16 protein-coding genes and 4 tRNA genes are annotated in these 20,621 nt (G+C 52.1%); 4 read left to right on the top strand and 16 right to left on the bottom strand.

The genetic code is table 11. The annotated features are described in order from the left end of the window. Window position 1 precedes the first annotated feature (1 nt). The 14 genes from gspE to G516_RS0109750 form a co-directional block, all read right to left on the bottom strand. Window positions 2-1,570: a type II secretion system ATPase GspE gene (gene gspE / locus G516_RS0109815; RefSeq protein ID WP_281168020.1), complete on the bottom strand. Its 1,569-nt coding sequence runs from the start codon at window positions 1,568-1,570 to the stop codon at window positions 2-4. A gap of 3 nt (window positions 1,571-1,573) precedes the next feature. Further along, window positions 1,574-2,944: a UDP-glucose dehydrogenase family protein gene (locus tag G516_RS0109810; protein ID WP_028293507.1), complete on the bottom strand. Its 1,371-nt coding sequence runs from the start codon at window positions 2,942-2,944 to the stop codon at window positions 1,574-1,576. A 114-nt stretch (window positions 2,945-3,058) separates the two neighbouring features. Then, on the bottom strand, window positions 3,059-3,988 hold the full coding sequence (locus G516_RS0109805; protein WP_028293506.1) for an electron transfer flavoprotein subunit alpha/FixB family protein: 930 nt from the start codon (window positions 3,986-3,988) through the stop codon (window positions 3,059-3,061). Between the two features lie 14 nt (window positions 3,989-4,002). After that, window positions 4,003-4,752, bottom strand: a complete 750-nt coding sequence (locus G516_RS0109800; RefSeq protein WP_028293505.1) for an electron transfer flavoprotein subunit beta/FixA family protein — start codon at window positions 4,750-4,752, stop codon at window positions 4,003-4,005. A 273-nt stretch (window positions 4,753-5,025) separates the two neighbouring features. Further along, window positions 5,026-6,858: a SurA N-terminal domain-containing protein gene (locus tag G516_RS0109795; protein ID WP_028293504.1), complete on the bottom strand. Its 1,833-nt coding sequence runs from the start codon at window positions 6,856-6,858 to the stop codon at window positions 5,026-5,028. A gap of 116 nt (window positions 6,859-6,974) precedes the next feature. Further along, window positions 6,975-7,247 carry an HU family DNA-binding protein gene (locus tag G516_RS0109790; protein WP_028293503.1) on the bottom strand — a complete coding sequence of 91 codons (273 nt, stop codon included), beginning with the start codon at window positions 7,245-7,247 and terminating at the stop codon, window positions 6,975-6,977. A gap of 118 nt (window positions 7,248-7,365) precedes the next feature. Next, a complete protein-coding gene (gene lon, locus G516_RS0109785) occupies window positions 7,366-9,756 on the bottom strand; it encodes an endopeptidase La (protein WP_028293502.1) in 2,391 nt (796 codons plus the stop codon). 120 nt (window positions 9,757-9,876) lie between these two features. Continuing rightward, window positions 9,877-11,166, bottom strand: a complete 1,290-nt coding sequence (gene clpX, locus G516_RS0109780) for an ATP-dependent Clp protease ATP-binding subunit ClpX (protein ID WP_028293501.1) — start codon at window positions 11,164-11,166, stop codon at window positions 9,877-9,879. Between the two features lie 88 nt (window positions 11,167-11,254). Beyond that, entirely contained in the window at window positions 11,255-11,881 is a 627-nt protein-coding gene (clpP, locus tag G516_RS0109775) for an ATP-dependent Clp endopeptidase proteolytic subunit ClpP (protein WP_028293500.1), read from the bottom strand. Between the two features lie 119 nt (window positions 11,882-12,000). After that, window positions 12,001-13,308 (bottom strand): trigger factor, encoded by a 1,308-nt coding sequence (tig, locus tag G516_RS0109770; RefSeq protein ID WP_028293499.1) that lies wholly within the window; start codon window positions 13,306-13,308, stop codon window positions 12,001-12,003. A 184-nt stretch (window positions 13,309-13,492) separates the two neighbouring features. Then, window positions 13,493-13,568: transfer RNA gene (locus G516_RS0109765), tRNA-His, on the bottom strand. Between the two features lie 51 nt (window positions 13,569-13,619). Continuing rightward, window positions 13,620-13,695, bottom strand: a tRNA-His gene (locus G516_RS0109760). Window positions 13,696-13,722: 27 nt separating this feature from the next. Then, a tRNA-Arg gene (locus tag G516_RS0109755) sits at window positions 13,723-13,799 on the bottom strand. A 26-nt stretch (window positions 13,800-13,825) separates the two neighbouring features. Beyond that, window positions 13,826-13,902, bottom strand: a tRNA-Pro gene (locus G516_RS0109750). Window positions 13,903-14,325: 423 nt separating this feature from the next. On the opposite strand from G516_RS0109750, the gene folD reads away from it, so the two are divergent. Both folD and G516_RS0109740 read left to right on the top strand, forming a co-directional pair. Next, window positions 14,326-15,180, top strand: coding sequence for a bifunctional methylenetetrahydrofolate dehydrogenase/methenyltetrahydrofolate cyclohydrolase FolD (gene folD, locus G516_RS0109745; RefSeq protein WP_028293498.1), 855 nt, complete (start codon window positions 14,326-14,328; stop codon window positions 15,178-15,180). Window positions 15,181-15,380: 200 nt separating this feature from the next. After that, complete coding sequence (locus G516_RS0109740; RefSeq protein WP_028293497.1) at window positions 15,381-15,998, top strand: hypothetical protein; 618 nt, start codon at window positions 15,381-15,383, stop codon at window positions 15,996-15,998. A gap of 152 nt (window positions 15,999-16,150) precedes the next feature. Here G516_RS0109740 and cysS read toward each other — a convergent pair whose 3' ends face one another. Beyond that, entirely contained in the window at window positions 16,151-17,521 is a 1,371-nt protein-coding gene (cysS, locus tag G516_RS0109735) for a cysteine--tRNA ligase (protein ID WP_028293496.1), read from the bottom strand. Between the two features lie 8 nt (window positions 17,522-17,529). Beyond that, a complete protein-coding gene (locus G516_RS0109730) occupies window positions 17,530-19,200 on the bottom strand; it encodes a glutamine--tRNA ligase/YqeY domain fusion protein (RefSeq protein WP_028293495.1) in 1,671 nt (556 codons plus the stop codon). 190 nt (window positions 19,201-19,390) lie between these two features. Between G516_RS0109730 and G516_RS0109725 the strand changes: the two genes are divergently transcribed. Beyond that, the gene (locus G516_RS0109725) at window positions 19,391-19,885 is read left to right on the top strand and encodes a peptidylprolyl isomerase (RefSeq protein WP_028293494.1); all 495 of its coding nucleotides are present in this window, start codon (window positions 19,391-19,393) and stop codon (window positions 19,883-19,885) included. 2 nt (window positions 19,886-19,887) lie between these two features. Continuing rightward, window positions 19,888-20,619, top strand: coding sequence for a UDP-2,3-diacylglucosamine diphosphatase (locus G516_RS0109720; protein WP_028293493.1), 732 nt, complete (start codon window positions 19,888-19,890; stop codon window positions 20,617-20,619). The last annotated feature ends 2 nt before the right edge of the window (window positions 20,620-20,621 follow it).

The following is a 20,621-nucleotide window of genomic DNA, read 5'->3' as shown; positions in this document are numbered from 1 at the left end:
ATTAACCCTTGGCAACTCGCAGCAGTTCTTCAATCGTGGTGGTGCCCGCCAATACCTTACGCACACCATCCTGATGAATACTTGGACCCATTGCCCGGGCGTGAGCGGTCATTGCCTGCTCACCGGCACGTTCGTGGATCAGGGTTTTCAATCCTTCATCCACTTCAATGATTTCGTAAATACCCTGACGACCGCGGTAACCCAACTGATTGCACTTCTCACAGCCTTTGGCATGGAATATCTGTGGAGCATTGGCCGGATTCACACCCAACACCTCACACTCGCTTTCATCCGCCAGCGCCGGAATCTTGCAGTCGTCACACAGCACCCGCACCAGGCGTTGGGCCAGTACGCCCACCAGAGAAGATGACAGCAGGAAAGGTTCACAACCCATGTCTTGCAGACGGGTAACCGCGCCAATGGCGGTATTGGTGTGCAAGGTGGACAGTACCAGGTGACCGGTCAAGGATGCCTGAATGGCGATTTCGACGGTTTCGAGGTCTCGAATCTCACCAATCATCACCACGTCCGGGTCCTGACGCAAAATGGCACGTAGCCCTTTTGCAAAGGTCATCTCAACCTTGGTGTTCACCTGGGTCTGACCAATACCCGGCAGGGAGTATTCAATCGGGTCTTCTACGGTCAGGATGTTGCGACTGGTGTCGTTCAGATCACTGAGAGAACCGTACAAGGTGGTGGTTTTACCAGAGCCCGTAGGGCCGGTAACCAGAATAATGCCGTGTGGCTTGCTGATGATGTTGCGCATGGTGCGCAAATCACGCTCGGACATGCCGAGCTGGGACAGACTCAAACGGCCTGCCTGCTTGTCCAGCAAACGCATCACCACCCGCTCACCGTGGCTGGATGGCATGGTGGATACCCGCACATCCACCTCGCGGCCACCAATGCGCAAGGCAATACGACCATCTTGTGGCACCCGCTTTTCAGCGATATCCAGCTTCGCCATTACCTTGATACGAGATACCAGCAACGAGGCCAGCGCGCGTTTGGGCTGCACTACTTCACGCAGCACGCCATCAACACGGAAACGCACGACCAGACGCTTTTCGTAGGTTTCTACGTGAATATCCGACGCGCTTTCCTTCACCGCTTCGGTCAGCAAGGCGTTGATGAGGCGGATAATTGGCGCATCACCGTCCTGCTCCAGCAGGTCTTCGGTTTCCGGAACGGAATCGGCCAGGCTGGCAAGATCCATTTCGTCACCGAGACCTTCCATCATTTCCATGGCCTCGGACGAATCCGTTTGATAGGCGAGGCCCATGCGGCGATCAAATTCCTGATCGGTCACGGCTTCCAGTCGGAATGGTTGCCCGAGAAAACGCTGAACTTCCAGAATCGCCGTCGCCGCCAAAGGTTCCTTGTAGATTACCTGCAACCCTTCTGCGGTGCCCTCGACAATCATGCCGAAGCGTTTGGCAAAACCAAACGGCAAGCGGCTACCAAGGCCCGACGTCGCAATGGTTTGTTCGCCATGCTCGGTTACTGCCAATTCATCGGTGGTTAACGTTTCAGCCATGGCCGAAGCCTCGTTGACACTGGTCAAGGTCATGAATCATCCAACAACTCGGCCGATACCAGAATATTCAAACCCGAGCTCGACAAGTACCGCCGGGTCATACTGGTTGCGACCATCAAAAATAACAGGCTGCTTGAGCAGCTTTTTCAAAACAGCAAAATCGGGCTGACGGAAAGGCTTCCACTCGGTTACCAATACCAGCGCATCGGCATCCAGCGCCGCATCGTACTGGTGTTGGGAACACTCTAGAATACCTTCATCAAAAATCTGTGACGATATTGCACCACGCAACACATTTTCATCGCAGGCAGGATCATACACCTTGATTCTGGCGCCCGCTTTGGCCAGCGACTCGATCAATGGCACCGCGGCGGATTCGTGCATATCCTCTACACCGGGCTTAAACGCCAACCCCCAAATCGCCACCGTACGTCCGTTCAAATCATCACCAAAACGCTGGCACAGCTTCTCAAACAAACGCTGTTTTTGTGACTGGTTACGGGCTTCGACCGCTCCCAGTACCAGAGGCTCAACGCCATATTCAGCCGCCGATGCAATCAGGCCACGTACGTCACCAGTGAATTGCGCACCGCCGTATCCGCAGCCCGGGTAAATAAACGAGTAGCCAATACGGCTATCGGAGCCAATGCCACGACGAACCTGTTCGATGTCGGCACCAAACTGCTCAGAAATCAGCGCGATTTCGTTCATCAGGGAGATACGGGTAGCCAACATGGCCGTTGCCGCGAACTTGGTCAGCTCGGCGTCCTTACGGCCCATAAAGAGTATTTTGTCACGACTGCGGGCAAAACCCTGGTAAAGATGGGTAAGGCGCTCTTTTGCCTGGTCAGACTGACAACCGAGAATAATGCGATCCGGGCTCATAAAGTCGCTAACCGCAGTACCGACCTTCATAAACTCCGGGTTGGAAACCACTTCGATTTGCTGATCCTGTGCCCGGGTTGCATTGAGCACCTCACTGACACGATCAGCAGTACCCACCGCCACTGTCGACTTGATCAACAGCAAGCAGTCAGCTGGCAGATAGTTGCCAAACTCGGACACGCATTCAAGAATGGCGCTTTCGGACAAGATGCTTTGGGACTCGGAGGGTTCACCGACGGCGACGATACAGATGTCGGCATTTTTAACGCCCGCTTGCAGGTCAGAGCTGAAGCTCAACCGCCGGGCTTGTTGGTTACGACGAATCTGGGTATCCAACCCTGATTCACACACGCCCGCCAGATCGGGGCCGGAAGCCGCTTGTGCTGGCGCATCCGAAGCCGGGCCAGAAGCTGAACCGCTACCCGCACCAGTACTCAGGCAAACAACCGTGTTGCCCATTTCCGCAAAACACGAAGCGACCACCAATCCTGTGTAACCCGCTCCGATAACCGCAATATCCAATTCAAAAATCCCTTAAACGCCAAAACTCAATGCCAGTACAGCATATGTCTATTTAATGACAAACGAGTGACATAAAAAAGCCCGGCATGTGCCGGGCTTTTCATCTCGTTGAAATTAAACGAGTTTTTCTAGCTCTGGAACCGCTTCAAAGAGATCCGCAACCAGACCATAGTCAGCAACCTGGAAAATAGGTGCTTCTTCGTCTTTGTTGATCGCAACAATCACTTTGGAATCTTTCATACCAGCCAGGTGCTGGATCGCGCCGGAAATACCAACGGCCATGTACAGGCCAGGAGCAACGATCTTACCGGTTTGACCAACCTGCAGGTCGTTAGGTACGAAGCCAGCATCAACCGCGGCGCGGGATGCACCCACCGCAGCACCCAGCTTGTCGGCCAGGCTGTACAGCATGGAGAAGTTATCACCATTACCCATACCACGACCACCGGACACAACCACTTCGGCAGCGGTCAGTTCTGGGCGGTCGGACTGAGCCAGCTCTTCGCCAACGAAGGCCGCCTTGTCGTAGCCGCTAACGAAATCAACAGTTTCAACAGCAGCGGAACCACCTTCCGCAGCAACAGCGTCAAACGCAGTAGTACGCACAGTCAGAACCTTGATGGCGTCTGCAGACTGATACGTCGCAATGGCGTTACCAGCGTAGATAGGACGAGAGAAAGTATCAGCAGATACCACTTCAACGACGTCAGACAGCATGTTTACGTCCAACAGTGCGGCGGTACGTGGCAGGAAGTCCTTACCAGTCGTCGTCGCAGGCGCCAGTACGTGGGTGTAGCCTTTGGCAACATCTGCTACCAACTCACCCAGAACTTCACCCAGCTGGTGTTCGTATACAGCGTTATCCGCAACCAGCACCTTGCTGACGCCAGCTACTTTGGCAGCAGCTTCAGCAACGGCCTGACAACCGGAACCAGCAACCAGTACGGTCACGTCACCACCAATTGCCGCAGCAGCTGCAACAGTGTTCAGGGTGGCGCCTTTCAGAGCAGAATTATCGTGTTCTGCAACAACCAGAATACTCATTATTTATTCTCCCCTTACAGAACCTTGGCTTCGTTTTTCAGTTTCTCAACCAGCTCAGCAACGTCGGCAACCTTAACACCGGCTTGACGTTCTGCTGGTGGAGTCACCTTAACCAGAGTCTGGGTGGACGCGATAGCAACGCCCAGATCGGCTGGAGAGGTGGTTTCCAGAGGCTTGCGCTTGGCCTTCATGATGTTAGGCAGGGATGCGTAACGAGGCTCGTTCAGACGCAGGTCGGTGGTTACGATGGCTGGCAGAGCCAGACCAACGGTACGCAGACCGCCGTCAACTTCACGAGTTACGTTGACCTTGTCGCCTTCAACAACCACTTCAGAAGCGAAAGTACCCTGAGCCATGCCGGTCAGAGCGCCCAGCATCTGGCCAGTCTGGTTGTTGTCGCTATCGATGGTTTGCTTACCCATCAGCACCAGCTGAGGCTGTTCTTTTTCAACAACGGCTTTCAGCAGTTTGGCTACGGACAGGGATTCCAGCTTTTCTTCGGTTTCGATGAGGATACCGCGATCTGCACCCAGTGCCAGTGCAGTACGAATCTGCTCCTGAGCTACTTTTGGACCAATGGATACAACAACCACCTCGGTCGCAACGCCTTTTTCTTTCAGGCGAACCGCTTCCTCTACGGCGATTTCACAAAATGGGTTCATAGCCATTTTGACGTTGGTCAGATCTACATCTGAATTATCTGGCTTAACACGGACCTTGACGTTGTAGTCGATCACGCGTTTAACAGCGACGAGAACCTTCATAGATTCCTCAACTTATTCAACTGGTTAACATTCCGTCCTATCCTGACAAACCACCTCAGGACGCAAATGGACATTGACAGTGGGAATTATTCTAATCCATTACCTTTAAGTCAATAGTAACGTTTTATTAATTCCAAACTTTCACTAGTAAAGTGATTGCTGTTCCCGGCATTTCCCAACTGCAGTTACAACAGTAGCAGAGCAGCCAGCAGCCTTCACAGCGGATTGATTTCCGGCAGACGTAAAAAAGCCCGCTCAAGGCGGGCTCTTCTATCAGGCGTCAGGTTGTTCGATTTCAGTGTGCTCTTTAGCCCACTTGCGATAACCAATGACACCTGCACGAGACAAACGCTGTTCTTCACGCAACAGGGTTTGATCATCAGCAACGATATCCGCCATATCCGGGGTCTGGATGGCATCAACCTTAACCACCACATAACCACCTGGCACCAACGCACTGACAACCTCACCCTGCTTCAGGCCAAACGCCTTAACCTGGCCAGCACGTGGCAGATCATTGCTTTGCATGAAGGTTGTGGTCAGCTCGTTCCAGTCGGCCTCGGTATTGCCAGCAACGATTTCGTCTGCTTTGGCCTCAGCCAATTCCAGTGCCTTGCTGCGCTTGATGGCGTTTTCTACCTGGGCACGCACCAGCTCCAGCGGCAACGCCGCAGGTTCTTTGTGCTCAGACACCTGGAAAACATACAGGCCATCGTCAGTTTCAACCACATCGCTCAGTTCAGAGTCCAGCAGCACGTTTTCAGCAAATGCCAGCTGACGCACCTGATCGGACGAAGCGAAACCTTCGCCAGCATCACGGGTAAACGCAGGCGTTTCGTTAACGGTCAAACCCAAAGTCTCAGCCAGCTCATCAATGGAGGCAGAAGAGAACGCCAGGTTACCCAGCTCCTGAGACTGCTCCGCCATGTAGAGCTTGGCTTTCTCAGAACGGATGTAGCTTTCCAGCTCGGCTTTCTTGTCGTCGATTGACGCCAGATCCGGACCCTTCACCTCTTCTAGGTCAATGATGTGATAACCGAACTGGGTCTTCACAGGCGCAGAAACGTCGCCCACATTCATTGAGAAGAGCTGGTCTTCAAATTCCGGTACAAACACACCACGACCGATAAAGCCCAATTCACCACCCTGCTGGGCGCTGGCAATATCGTCGGAGTTTTCTTTCGCCAGTTCAGCGAAATCTGCACCGTCGTCCAGTTGCTGCTTGATGGATTCAGCCAATGCCTTGGCGTCTGCATCGGAGCGATCGTCATTCACTTCGATCAGAATGTGACGGGAGCGACGCTGTTCTTTCTGGGACTCTTCAGATACATAGTCCTGGTAGGCCGACTCGATGTCTTCTTCGGTTACGTCCTGCTCCGCTTCCAGTGCAGCACGATCAAATCCGGCGTAGCGCACTTTAACGGTTTCAGGGGTCTGGAAAGACTGCTTGTTGTCGTCGTAGTAACCCTGAACTTCGTCCTCGGATACTGCAACGTCAGCCAACATGTCTTCAGAAGCAACCTGAGTCCAGGACAAGGTACGCAGCTCGCCATTAATCATGGCGGTGTAGCGCGCTTTGAATGGCGTAGCGATATTGGTCAGGCTAACGGCTTGCTGTGCCTGACTGGTTTTCAGGTCATTGGCGAGGCTTGCACGGAAGGTCATTGGGGTCCAGCCATTCATACGCAGAACGCTGATGAACTGTTCCTTGTTGAATTTGCCATCCACCTGAAACGCTGGAATCGACACAATGGCTTCATCAATCACGGAAGGCGCAGCGTACAAACCAAAGGCATCCGCCTGAACCAGATCAACGTTTTGCTGAATCAATTGCTCAATTGCGGATTGACGCAGCAATTGATCGTTAAACAGGTTCTCGTCGAACTGATTGCCAAACTGACGACGCAGGTTTTGCTTTTGCTGTTCAACAATGCGCTGAACATCCAGCTCGGAAACCTCACGGTCACCAACCTTGGCCACGGCATCGTCGCCAGAACCCAGGCTTACGATGCTTTCAACACCGAACAGGGCAAATACGATGATGATGAAAAATACGATTACTTTGGCGACGATGCCCTGTGCATTATCGCGCATGGTTTGTAGCATGATTCCTCCAAATTTTTGCTACCGCCATATAAAAAGAGCGCATCCCGGGATGCGCTCTTTTATCCGACTTTCGTTGTTAGTCCAGCCGGACGAACCTTAGCGGTTCTACAGCCAAATCAGTTAACTGCGTCTTTCAGCGCCTTGCCAGGCTTGAAGCCAGGCACTTTGGCTGCTGCGATCTGGATAGGCTGACCGGTTTGTGGGTTACGGCCAGTACGCTCAGCGCGTTCTTTAACCGCAAAGGTACCAAAACCAACCAGAGCAACCTGATCACCGTCTTTCAAAGCGGTGCCAATGCTTTCGATCATGGCGTCCAGTGCACGACCGGCAGCTGCTTTTGGAATATCAGCAGATGCGGCAATGGCATCAATCAGTTCAGACTTATTCACACTTATCCCCTCACTCTGTGCGCAATACTCATTTCTTTATTATGCGAACGGGCGATCGCTACATAAACTTTCAAGAGCGTCGATTTATACCAAGCGGGTTTTACACCGTCAAGCAGCCTCAGTGCGTCTTTGGACGACTTGGCTCATCCTTGGCGGTCGCAGACTCGTCAGCACCCATGATTTGTTCGGACACGGCTTCCGGCTTGCTTTCCAGCGCCAGATCCAGAACTTCATCAATCCAATCAACCGCAATCACCACGAGATCCTGCTTGATGTTGTCAGGAATATCACGCAGATCCTTCTCATTTTCCTTCGGAATAATGACAGTCTTGATACCACCACGGTGTGCAGCCAATAATTTTTCTTTCAGGCCACCGATGGCAAGCACTTTGCCTCGCAAAGTGATTTCACCAGTCATGGCGACTTCGGATTTCACCGGAATGCCGGTAATCACAGACACCAGTGCCGTAGCCATACCAATACCCGCACTCGGGCCGTCTTTTGGTGTGGCACCCTCAGGTACGTGTACGTGCAGGTCGTTCTTTTCAAAGAACTCAGTACTGATACCCATGCCAGCAGCGCGGCTACGAACCACAGTCAGCGCCGCCTGGATGGATTCCTGCATCACATCACCCAGAGATCCGGTTTTGATGATGCGGCCCTTACCCGGCGTTGCAGTGGCTTCCAGATCCAGCAGCTCACCACCCACGCTGGTCCACGCCAGGCCAGTTACCTGCCCCACTTCGTTGGTTACACCAGCCAGGCCGTAGCGGAACTTGGAAACACCCAGATACTCTTCCAGCAGTGCATCGTCGATTACTCGCTCAGACGTGGTTTTGTCGAGCATGTTGGCTTTCACCACTCGGCGGCACACCTTGGCGATTTCGCGCTCCAGGCCACGAACACCGGCTTCGCGGGTGTAGTGACGGATAATGTTGCGCAGCTGTTCTTCTGGCAGATTCAGCTCATTGTCTTTCAGGCCGTTCTGCTTCACCTGTTTTGGCAACAGGTAACGCTGAGCAATGTTTACCTTTTCATCTTCGGTGTAACCCGGGATACGAATAACTTCCATACGATCCAGCAGAGGACCCGGAATATTCATACTGTTGGAGGTACACACGAACATGATATCGGACAGATCGTAATCCACTTCCAGATAGTGATCCGCGAACGTTGAGTTCTGCTCTGGGTCCAGCACTTCCAGCAAGGCAGATGCCGGATCACCACGATGATCCATTCCCATCTTGTCGATTTCATCCAACAAGAACAGCGGGTTGCGAACACCGACTTTGGTCATGCGTTGAACCAGTTTGCCCGGCATGGAGCCAATGTAGGTACGACGGTGACCACGGATTTCGGATTCGTCACGCACACCACCCAAGGCCATGCGAACAAACTGACGATTGGTGGCACGAGCAATGGACTTACCCAGTGAGGTTTTACCCACACCTGGAGGCCCTACCAGACACAGCACTGCACCTTTGACCTTCTTAACCCGGTTTTGAACCGCCAGGTATTCAAGGATGCGTTCTTTCACTTCTTCAAGACCGTAGTGATCGGCATCGAGAATTTCCTGAGCACGAGTCAGGTCGTGATTCAAACGGGAGCGTTTTTTCCAAGGCAGGTTCAGCAACCAGTCCAGGTAACCACGAACAACGGAGGCTTCAGCAGACATCGGCGACATCATGCGTAGTTTACGCAGCTCGCTTTCGGCTTTTTCCTGGGCTTCCTTGGTCAGACCAACGGACTCAATCTTGTCGGCCAGCTCATCAAATTCGTTGCCGCCGTCTTCAAGATCGCCAAGCTCTTTCTGAATAGCTTTCATTTGCTCATTCAGGTAGTACTCACGCTGGCTCTTTTCCATCTGCTTTTTAACGCGGCCGCGAATACGCTTCTCGACCTTCAGCAAATCGATTTCGGATTCCATCAGCTCCATCAAGTGCTCCACCCGATCTTTCGGGTCGAACATTTCCAGAACTTCCTGCTTTTCCTCGAGCTTCAGGGAGATGTGGGCAGCGATGGTGTCGCTCAAACGGCCAATGGTTTCAACACCAGAGATGGTCGACAGCACTTCGCTTGGCACTTTTTTGGAAAGCTGAACGTATTGCTCGAAGTGGCCGGTCAAAGAGCGGGTCAAGACTTCGTCTTCACGCTCACCAATTTCGCGAATGCCTGCTTGTTGAACCTGACCGCGGAACAAATCATTTTCGTCGATCAGACGATCGAGAATGGCGCGCTCTTCACCTTCAACCAGCACTTTGACAGTACCGTCCGGGAGACGCAGCAATTGCAGGATGGTCGCGATGGTACCAATGGAGTGCAGCTCTTCAGCGCCCGGCTCATCAACCGACGCGTCTTTTTGAGCTACCAGCATAATACGCTTGTCGCCGGCCATCGCCTCTTCCAGCGCATTGATAGACTTCTCACGGCCGACAAAAAGCGGGATCACCATTGCAGGGAAAACAACAACATCGCGCAACGGCAGTAATGGTAAAACTTCTTGATTCATCAGATAACTTTCTCGGCTCTAACGTATAAAGTCAGAGTGGGGGCTAATATTGAGAAATACAAGGGGCGCATAAAGAAAAAGGAGCCATTGGCTCCTTTTTATGCTGGAACGACCTGTTGTTCAGTCGTTTTCAGATGAGGCTTTCTGAACGTCCGCCCCTTCGTAGATCATGATAGGTTCAGCAGTTCCGCGAATCACTGAATCCTCGATCACGACCTTGGCAATGTGATCTTCGGAAGGCACCTTATACATTGTTTCCAACAAGGCGTTTTCCAGAATAGACCGCAGGCCACGAGCACCGGTCTTGCGCTCCATCGCCAAATTGGCAATGGCCTCAAGCGCCGACTCACGAATTTCCAGTTCAACATCTTCCATTTCAAACAGCTTCTGGAACTGACGCACCAGAGAGTTTTTAGGTTCAGTCAAGATGCGAATCAGTGCTTCATTGTCCAGCTCATCCAGAGTAGCAACCACTGGCAAACGACCAATGAACTCAGGGATCAATCCGAATTTCACCAGGTCGTTTGGCTCCACTTCACGCAGCGCCTGACCAACGGATTTCTCTTCGTTCTTGCCTTTTACCGTGGCAGAGAAGCCAATAGAGCTCTTCTCGGAACGATCACGAATGATCTGATCCAGACCCGCAAATGCACCGCCACAAATAAACAGGATGTTACTGGTATCGACCTGCAGGAACTCCTGCTGTGGATGTTTACGGCCACCCTGAGGCGGAACCGACGCAACCGTACCCTCTACCAGTTTCAACAGTGCTTGCTGTACGCCCTCGCCGGACACATCACGAGTGATGGACGGGTTGTCAGACTTACGGGAAATCTTGTCGATTTCATCGACGTAAACAATGCCACGCTGAGCACGTTCGACGTCGTAATCACATTTTTGCAGCAACTTCTGGATGATGTTTTCAACGTCTTCACCCACATAACCCGCTTCGGTCAGCGTCGTTGCATCTGCAATGGTGAAAGGAACGTTCAGCAGTCGAGCCAGAGTTTCTGCCAGCAGGGTCTTACCGCTACCGGTTGGGCCAATCAGCAGGATGTTACTCTTGGAGAGTTCAACATCATTACCTTTACCCTCACCAAAGCGCAGACGCTTGTAGTGGTTGTACACCGCAACAGACAGAACAATCTTTGCCTTGTCCTGACCGATTACGTATTCGTCCAGAGTCTGGCGAATTTCTTTCGGTGTTGGCAGCTGATCCGAGCCACCTTTGTTTTCAGCTTCCTGTACTTCTTCGCGAATAATGTCGTTGCACAGATCAACGCACTCATCACAAATAAACACCGAAGGCCCGGCAATCAGCTTGCGCACTTCATGCTGACTCTTACCGCAAAAAGAGCAGTAGAGCAGCTTACCGCCGTCTTCGCCTTTGCCTTTAGTCTCGTCGGTCATTCGACTGCCTCATTCTTGATCTTAGCTTTCATATATAGGTGCTACGCCCTGCCGATTCAAGGGCAGAGCGTTACACATGGGACAAATTTCACTCCCCGCGACGGGAAAGAACCTTATCCACCAGACCGTAGGCCATCGCCTCATCAGCGGTCATGAAATTATCTCGTTCGGTATCAGCAGCAACCTGCTCCACATCCTTGCCAGTGTGATGCGCCAGAATGGCATTCAGGCGATCCTTGGTGTGCTGGATATTTTTGGCATGAATCTGAATGTCAGTCGCCTGCCCCTGCGCACCACCGCTTGGCTGGTGGATCATCACACGAGAGTTAGGCACGCTGTAACGCTTGCCTTCAGCACCCGCTGCCAGCAGGAAGGCACCCATGCTGCACGCCTGGCCAATCACCATGGTACTCACATCGGGCTTGATAAACTGCATGGTGTCATAAATGGACATACCAGCACTAACAGAACCACCCGGAGAGTTGATGTACAGATGAATATCCTTGTCTGGGTTTTCAGACTCAAGGAACAACAACTGAGCCACTACCAGGTTTGCCATGTGATCTTCAACAGGGCCAACCAAAAAGATAACGCGTTCCTTCAACAAGCGGGAATAAATGTCGTACGACCGTTCGCCGCGAGCTGACTGCTCAACAACCATAGGGACCAGAGCGTCCTGAATGTCACCTGCGCCCTGAGTAAAAATCCCACTCATAATTCCTGCTCCCGTTTCAAATACACATGACTCTCTAACAAAAACAGCCGCAATTAGGGCGGCTGTTTTTGAGTTTAGTCACTGGGGACGACGTTGTCAGTCCCCAAAACCAATCTTTGTTACATCTGATTGGAATTTGCTGCGCGAATCACTTCTTCGTAGCTGGTGTCAGCTACTTCAACAGTGGCCGCTGCCAGAATCTTCTCAATCAGCTGATCTTCCAGCGCCAGAGATTCGATCTGAGACTTCTGCTGAGCGTTGCTGGCGTAGAATTCACGCACTTGCTCTGGCTCCTGGTAAGTCTGAGCGATCTCTTCAATCAGTTCGGCAACCTTTTCTTCAGAAGGTTTCATGTCTTCAGCTTCGATTGCAGCGTTCAGCAGCAGACCTACTTTAACGCGGCTTTCAGCCTGGCCTTTGAAGATTTCAGCTGGCAGCTGGGAAGCGTCCATCTGACCACCGAACTGCTGAACCGCTTGCTGACGCAGACGATCGATTTCCTGGTCAACCAGAGCAGCCGGAACGTCAACTTCGTTGGCTTCGGTCAGCTGCTGGATAACAGTGTTCTTGGTCAGAGTACGCAGAGCGCGAGTCAGTTCGCGTTCCATGTTGGTACGGATTTCAGCGCGGAATTCTTCTTCAGTTTTAGATTCAACACCAAAGCTGCTGAAGAAGCCTTCGTTCATTTCTGGCAGTTCACCTTTTTCTACTTTGTGAACAGCAATCTTGAACTGGGCTGGCTTGGCCTTCAGTTCTTCCTTGTGGTAATCCTCAGGGAAGGTTACGTCGATGGTCTTCTCATCGCCTTTGGCGAAACCAACGATGGCATCTTCAAAGCCCGGGATCATGGAGCCGGAGCCCAGTTCCAGAGAGTGACCTTCAGCCTTGCCACCTTCAAACGCTTCACCGTCGATGAAACCTTCGAAATCGATGGTTACGCGATCGCCAGATTCAGCGGCAGCGTCAACTTCGTTCCAAACGGTGTTCTGCTTGCGCAGGGTGTCAACCATTTTCTCCAGGTCTTCATCGGAAACAGAAGCAGTTTTCTGTTCGATGGTCAGTTCGGAGAAATCTTTCAGGGAAACTTCCGGGTAAACTTCAAAAGTCGCCTTGAATTCGAAATCCTTGCCTTCTTCGTCAACAGTCGGCTCAAAGCTAGGCATACCCGCCAGCTTAACTTCCTGATCCTGTACAGCTTTGAAGAAAGATTGCTGCATTTGCTGGTTCAGAGCTTCGTAACGAGCCTGCTTGCCGAACATACGCTTGATAACAGCAGGTGGTACTTTGCCAGGACGGAAACCATCGATACGACGGCCTTTTGCCAGCTGCTTCAGTTCCGCAGTTACTTTCTCTTCTACTTCTGCTGCTGGAATGCCAATAGTCATGCAACGCTGAAGACCAGTGGTTGTCTCGATGGACACTTGCATAGATGCCTCTCAGATAACGTGTTAGTACAGTCACCGGCGGATAACCGCCGTCAAATAACAAAGCCGCGGAGTATAGCGCAAGCCTGTAAACGAATAAAAGGACGAAATGAAGCGGTTATTGAGGCGAAACGAAAGCAGGAGAAAAAATAAAAATGGGAAAGGAAACAGAGGAGCTAGAAAGAAGTGGGGTGACCGACGGGGATCGAACCCGCGACAACAGGAATCACAATCCTGGACTCTACCAACTGAGCTACGGTCACCATATTCTGCAAGAGGACAGATTTACCGAACAGGAACTTAACATAAAGAAGTGGGGTGACCGACGGGGATCGAACCCGCGACAACAGGAATCACAATCCTGGACTCTACCAACTGAGCTACGGTCACCACATTGTGCACTGCAGGATGCCTGAATGGCACGCCCGGCAGGGCTTGAACCTGCAACCCTCGGCTTAGAAGGCCGATGCTCTATCCAGTTGAGCTACGGGCGCACGGGCCACTTGTCTTTAAAGAAAAGTGGTCGGGGTAGAGAGATTCGAACTCCCGACATCCTGGTCCCAAACCAGGCGCGCTACCAGACTGCGCTATACCCCGCTGTTTTGCAGACTTGATTTGCTGTCGTTGCTGACTGCCCCTCAAGTGCCGCGCATATTATATAGACCTCCCAAGGCCGTCAACCATAAGTTTCAAAAAACTTTAAAAAAATCATCACTTTGGCGCATTTTTGGTTTTTCAGAACAATTAACAATCAGCCTGTGCAAACACTGTGCAATTATCTATTAAACCAGTCACTCAGCAGTAGGGTTTTGCGCAACCAACACCCAAAAGACCAACATCCTGCTTTAGTCAGCCTTCATTTATTCATCCGCCCGTCATTTATCTACCATCGGCCCACCCATCCATGAGCCTCACCCTTTCCTTCTGCTTTCTATACCTTATTTATAGGCTCGCTTTGTTTTCCAGCGCCAACATGAGAAAATCCGCGCATCTTTTTATTCCTCCCCACGAGTTATTCGAATGACAGCACAACTGATTGACGGCAAGGCCAAGGCCGAATCCATTCGCACCACTATTCGCCAACGCGTTTCCGAGCGTGTTGAAGCCGGACAGCGTGCACCTGGCCTGGCCGTTGTTCTGGTAGGTGAAGACCCGGCGTCACAGGTATACGTTTCTCATAAGCGCCGCGACTGCGAGCAAGTAGGCATCATCAGCAAAGCCTACGACCTGCCAGCCACAACCAGCCAGCAAGAATTGATTGAGCTTATTGATACACTGAACCAGGACGACACCGTCGACGGCATTCTGGTGCAGCTGCCACTACCAGAAGGTCTGAAAGCCGACGAGATTCTGGAACGCATCGCCCCAGACAAAGACGTTGACGGCTTCCACCCATTCAACATGGGCCGTCTGGCTCAGCGCATCCCGCTGCTGCGCCCTTGCACCCCTTACGGCGTTATGGATTTGCTGAATACCTACAACATTGACGCCAAAGGCAAGCGTGCCGTTGTTGTTGGTGCATCCAACATTGTTGGCCGCCCTATGACATTGGAACTGATGCTGGCTGGCGCCACGGTAACCACTTGCCACCGTTTCACTGCCGATCTGGAATACCACGTACGTCAGGCTGAAATTCTGGTTGTTGCGGTAGGCAAGCCTGGCATCGTAAACAGCGAGTGGATTGAAGAAGGCACTGTCGTTGTTGATGTGGGTATCAACCGCACCGATGACGGCAAGCTGGTGGGTGATATCGATTTTGATGTTGCGGCTGAGAAAGCTTCTTTCATTACTCCAGTCCCGGGCGGTGTTGGCCCAATGACCCGCGCCAAGCTGCTGGAAAACACCCTGTTTGCCTGCGAGAAACTGCACAGCTAAGCCAGCCTTGCACTATCTATAGGTAACAAATAAAAAACCGGCGACTGCCGGTTTTTTTTATGGCTAAAATCCACCAAAACGCGGCCCTGATCACAAAACTGCATTCCCTGACCCAGGAAATCCTTACAAAGCGATAAATATCAGCAATGCAGCGGCACAGCTGGGATATTCTGCGTCTTTTAGCAGTAAGGACGCACCCAATGCCTACCACTCCTGTCAGCAGCTCCAAAGCAACCAGCGTTTTAAAGGACAAGGTCGCCAACGCAGATCACTCCGACCTGAAAACTTCCGGTTTTTGGATCAGCCAAATGCTGATGATCGCAGCCACTATTATCGGCGTTTATCTGGCCGCCCAAGCCGGTCTTGAACAAGCCATCGCCTTTGATGACATCACCAGCAAGCAATCCAACTATTACTTACGCCGCTCGCTGTATCAGGAAGTGTCGTCCAATGTCACCATGCTGCGCAGCTACAACAAGGAGTATTTCAGCCGCGCGATTCCAAAGTCCCAGCTCAAACAACACACGCCGACTTTGCGGCAGTTCGTTTGGCGAGCCATGGAAAACTCCCCCGCCACACTGGAAACGCCAAGCTACTTTCTAACCGAGGTTCAGGATTTCTATGCGGAGACCGATGCCCTGATTGAGCTGGGAGTAGCCCGGGTGTATGGGGCAAGCCATGCGGGCAAGCTAATGACCGAGCAACTCGACCATATTGAAAACGACGTACTGCCAAAGCTCGCCAACGACGTGAACACCCTGGCGGTAGAACTACGTGAGGCAGGCATCAGTATTGACGAGGAAGACCTCGGGGTTTGATTTTTAGTGCTTGCGAGCCAAACACCACAAATCACTCACAAACCCACAGACTCAAAACCCCTCTCCGATACTGGCTTTTGACACACCAAAAATACAAAAAACCGGCACGAAGCCGGTTTTTTGTTTTATGGAAGAGAAGAGGCAAAGCCTGCTTACTGCTTGATCCAGGTGGTTCCTTCCGGACCGTCTTTCAGGGTAATGCCCTTGGCAGCCAGTTCATCACGAACAGCGTCCGCCGTCGCGAAATCCTTGGCCTTCTTGGCATCAGCACGCTTCTGGATCATTTCTTCAATCCATTCAGCTTCGTCACCTGCACCTGCCTGGAAAAAAGCTTTCGGATCAGATTGCAGACAACCCAGCACGCCACCCAAATAACGCAGCTGACCAGCCAAAGCCGCTTGCTCATCACCACTCGCCTTATTGGTTTCGCGAGCCAGCTCGAACAGCGCCGCGATGGCTTCAGGAGTGTTGAAGTCGTCGTCCATCGCTTCATGGAAACGAGTTGAAAACTCGTTATCCAGATCAGCCACTTCGCCCACTTCCACGCCGTCGAGTGCATTGTAGAAGCGCTCCAGGCGAACCTGAGCTTCTTTCAGGCTGTCTTCGCTGTAGTTAATCGCGCTGCGATACTGGGAAGACAACAACAAGAAACGCACAACCTCGGCCGGATATTTGTCCAGAATTTCACGAATAGTGAAGAAGTTACCCAATGACTTGGACATCTTCTCGCCATCAACGCGAACGGCACCGGCGTGCATCCAGGTGTTTACAAACTTACAGCCGTTAGCCGCTTCTGACTGGGCAATTTCGTTTTCATGGTGCGGGAACTTCAGGTCCGGGCCGCCGCCATGAATATCGAAAGTATCACCCAGGCAGCACTTGGACATAGCGGAGCATTCAATGTGCCAGCCCGGGCGGCCAATACCCCAAGGGGAGTCCCAATGCGGCTCTTCCGGCTTGGCTGCTTTCCAAAGCACAAAATCCAGCGGATCTTGCTTGTGCTGTTCAACATCAACACGAGCACCCGCTTCCAGCTCATCCAGAATCTTGCCAGACAGCTGACCATAGCCTTCAAACTTGCGAACCGAGTAATACACATCACCGTTATCCGCCGCGTAGGCAAAGCCTTTTTCAATCAGGCTTTCAACCAGCGCAATGATGTCGCCAATGTGAGCTGTAGCACGCGGCTCGGCATCAGGGGCTTCAATGCCCAGCAATTCGGAGTCCTTGTGCATTTCAGTAATGAAACGCTCAGTCAGCACATCAAACGCTTCGCCATTTTCGTTGGCGCGCTTGATGATCTTGTCATCGATATCCGTGATGTTACGAATGTAATTCACATCGTAGCCACGGTGACGCAGATAGCGGGCAATGACGTCAAAGGCCACCATGACTCGCGCATGGCCCAGGTGACAGAAGTCGTAAACCGTCATGCCGCAAACGTACATACCTACTTTGCCAGCAACCAGGGGTTTGAACTCTTCTTTCTGTCGGGACAGCGTATTAAAAATCTTTAAAGTCATGGACTTACTTATGCCTTTTGAAGTGCTTTATCTTCACGCAAACCAATGGTCAGGTTGAACACCGGCTGCTCGGAAGTGTGATCGAAACGGTCAGCCACGTAGTAGCCTTCACGCTCGAACTGGAAATTACTTTCCGGAGTAACGTTCGCCAGAGCAGGCTCTACCCAGCCCTTGGCAATCACCAGAGATTCCGGATTGATGTGCTCTTTGTAGTCAGCATCACCCTTGTCTGGCGTCGGGTTGTTAAACAGGCGCTGATACAAGCGCAGCTCTGCTTCAACTGCGTGAGAAGCCGACACCCAGTGCACCACACCTTTTGGCTTGATGCCGTCTTCCGGATCAACGCCCAGAGTATTCTCAATCAGTTTGGCGCGAACCAGCGTGACTTCGCCAGCGTCGTTCTTGTCGTAATCCAGAGCTTCCAACACGTAGCCCTGACGCAAGCGAATACGGTTACCCGGCGTCAGCTTTTTCTTGAATTTCTTGCTGTACTCTTCCTTGAAGTCACCAGCATCGATCAGGATTTCACGCGTGAACGGCATCTCGCGCGTACCCAAATCCAGCTCCGGATGATAAGGCGCGGTCAGCTGCTCCAGGTGATCTTCTGGCAGATTCTCGATAACCACTTTCAGCGGGTTGATCACACACATGGCGCGCGGCGCGTTCTTGTTCAGGTCATCGCGCACAGCGTGCTCCAGCATGGCCACATCAACCATACCGTCGCTGCGGGTCACACCGATCATTTCGCAGAAGTTGCGCACGGAACGCGGGGTAAAACCACGACGACGCATACCGGAAATGGTAGGCATACGCGGATCGTTCCAGCCGGTAACCACTTCGTCATCCACCAGGGCTTTCAGCTTACGCTTGGAGGTAACTGTATAATCCAAATTCAAACGGCCAAACTCGTACTGTTTTGGCTGTGCAGGCACTGGCAGGCTTTCAATAAACCACTCGTACAGCGGACGGTGGTCTTCAAACTCCAGCGTACACACAGAGTGAGTCACGCCCTCGATGGCATCTGACTGACCGTGGGTGAAGTCGTAAGTCGGATAGATGCACCACTTGTCACCCGTCTGGTGATGATGAACCTTACGAATACGATAAATGATCGGGTCACGCAGGTTCATGTTGCTGGACGCCATGTCGATTTTGGCTCGCAGAACACAAGCGCCTTCGTCAAATTCGCCCAGACGCATTTTTTCAAACAGCTCCAGGTTCTCATCAACGGAACGATCACGGAACGGGCTGTTTTTGCCAGGCTCGGTCAGAGTGCCACGATAGGTACGGGCATCTTCCGGGCTCAGATCACACACATAAGCCTTGCCGGCCTTGATCAGTTCAACAGCCCACTGATGCAACTGGTCGAAATAATCCGATGCAAAGCGAATATCGCCCTGCCACTGGAAACCCAGCCACTGCACGTCTTCCTTGATGGCGTTGATGTATTCCTGGCTTTCTTTTTCCGGATTGGTGTCATCGAAACGCAGGTTGCAGCCACCGCCGAACTGCTCGGCCACGCCGAAGTTCAGACAAATGGATTTGGCATGGCCAACATGCAGGTAGCCATTCGGCTCTGGCGGGAATCGGGTCACTACCCGCTCAACTTTGCCAGAAGCCAGATCTTCTTCGATGATTTTGGCAACAAAATTGTTACCACGTGCTGGAACGTCGGTCATAAACACCCTAACAACATGTATCCGGACAGGCTCACATACGAACGGATGACTGGATGCAGCCAATGGCGCTGTAAGCCCGTAAAAAAGGCGCTATTATACCCGCCCGCAGGTAATAGCGTTACCTGATTATTGAACGAATTCCACAACTCGCATTGGTTTTGGCCAATGCCCTGCACCGGATATAACCAGTATGATTCTGTTAAAAACCAACTTCGGCGACATCAAGATTGAACTGAACCACGAGAAAGCGCCTAACACAGCCGCCAACTTCGAAAGCTACGTCAAAGATGGTTTTTATGACGGCCTGATTTTTCACCGCGTTATCGACGGCTTCATGATCCAGGGTGGCGGTTTCACTCCAGACATGGGCGAAAAGCCGGAAGGCAAAGCACCAATCGAAAACGAAGCCGACAACGGTCTGGCCAACAAAGCGGGTACCATCGCCATGGCTCGCACCATGGACCCACACTCTGCCAGCTCCCAGTTCTTCATCAACGTGTCTGACAACGACTTCCTGAACCACACTGCCAAGAACATGCAAGGATGGGGTTACTGCGTATTCGGTGAAGTGGTTGAAGGCATGGATGTGGTTAACCGCATCAAAGCCGTTAAGACCACGTCCAAAATGGGCCACCAGGACGTTCCTGCCGAAGACGTGATCATCGAGAAAGCGGAAATCGTTTAATCATGGCTGTTTACTTCATTTCTGATCTGCACCTGAATCTTCAGCAACCGGCCATGACAGCCGGTTTTCTGAACTATCTGAAATCCCTGAACGATGCAGAGCGACTGTACATTCTGGGCGATTTCTTTGAGGCCTGGATCGGCGATGATGTATCCACTCCATTGAACGACGCCGTCGAACAGGGCCTGAAAGCCCTGTCCGACAGTGGCTGCGAGCTGTTCATCATGCATGGCAATCGCGACTTTCTGATTGGTAATGCCTTCTGCCAGCGCACAGGCGCCACACTGATTGACGAAAACACAGTCATTCAGTTGGGCGACCAGCAAGTGCTATTGCTGCACGGCGACCACCTCTGCCTTGACGATGTCGAGTACCAGAAAGTACGCCTGATGCTGCGTAATCCGGCCTGGCAAGCGGACTTTTTGTCAAAAACGATTCCCGAGCGAATTGAATTTGCCAAACAGGCCCGTGACCAAAGCAAGGCCAGCGGCCAGATGAAAGCCGATGACATCATGGATGTTACCCAAAGCGCAGTGGACGATGCATTGAGTCAATCCGACACCCGGATCATGATTCATGGCCACACCCACCGCCCCAAGGTTCACGAATGGGAATTGGACGGCCAGCAACGTCAGCGCTGGGTATTGGGCGACTGGTCTGAAAGCCAGGGCTGGCAAATTCGTTGGACCGAGTCTGATGGTTTGCAACTGAGCCAGTTTGATCTGAGCCACTAACG

The organism is Oceanobacter kriegii DSM 6294 (assembly GCF_000422845.1).
GTDB classification, from domain to species: Bacteria; Pseudomonadota; Gammaproteobacteria; order Pseudomonadales; family Oceanobacteraceae; genus Oceanobacter; species Oceanobacter kriegii.
The sequence above is the reverse complement of the archived record's forward strand: the minus strand, read 5'-3'. Positions and strand labels throughout refer to the sequence as shown.

Coding starts and splice junctions, on each gene's coding strand:
- G516_RS0109740 (WP_028293497.1), top strand. CDS start 15,381: ATGCCTACCACTCCTGTCAGCAGCTCCAAAGCAACCAGCGTTTTAAAG.
- cysS (WP_028293496.1), bottom strand. CDS start 17,521: ATGACTTTAAAGATTTTTAATACGCTGTCCCGACAGAAAGAAGAGTTC.
- clpX (WP_028293501.1), bottom strand. CDS start 11,166: ATGACCGACGAGACTAAAGGCAAAGGCGAAGACGGCGGTAAGCTGCTC.
- G516_RS0109725 (WP_028293494.1), top strand. CDS start 19,391: ATGATTCTGTTAAAAACCAACTTCGGCGACATCAAGATTGAACTGAAC.
- folD (WP_028293498.1), top strand. CDS start 14,326: ATGACAGCACAACTGATTGACGGCAAGGCCAAGGCCGAATCCATTCGC.
- G516_RS0109730 (WP_028293495.1), bottom strand. CDS start 19,200: ATGACCGACGTTCCAGCACGTGGTAACAATTTTGTTGCCAAAATCATC.
- G516_RS0109805 (WP_028293506.1), bottom strand. CDS start 3,988: ATGAGTATTCTGGTTGTTGCAGAACACGATAATTCTGCTCTGAAAGGC.
- gspE (WP_281168020.1), bottom strand. CDS start 1,570: ATGACCTTGACCAGTGTCAACGAGGCTTCGGCCATGGCTGAAACGTTA.
- G516_RS0109795 (WP_028293504.1), bottom strand. CDS start 6,858: ATGCTACAAACCATGCGCGATAATGCACAGGGCATCGTCGCCAAAGTA.
- tig (WP_028293499.1), bottom strand. CDS start 13,308: ATGCAAGTGTCCATCGAGACAACCACTGGTCTTCAGCGTTGCATGACT.
- clpP (WP_028293500.1), bottom strand. CDS start 11,881: ATGAGTGGGATTTTTACTCAGGGCGCAGGTGACATTCAGGACGCTCTG.
- G516_RS0109720 (WP_028293493.1), top strand. CDS start 19,888: ATGGCTGTTTACTTCATTTCTGATCTGCACCTGAATCTTCAGCAACCG.
- G516_RS0109800 (WP_028293505.1), bottom strand. CDS start 4,752: ATGAAGGTTCTCGTCGCTGTTAAACGCGTGATCGACTACAACGTCAAG.
- lon (WP_028293502.1), bottom strand. CDS start 9,756: ATGAATCAAGAAGTTTTACCATTACTGCCGTTGCGCGATGTTGTTGTT.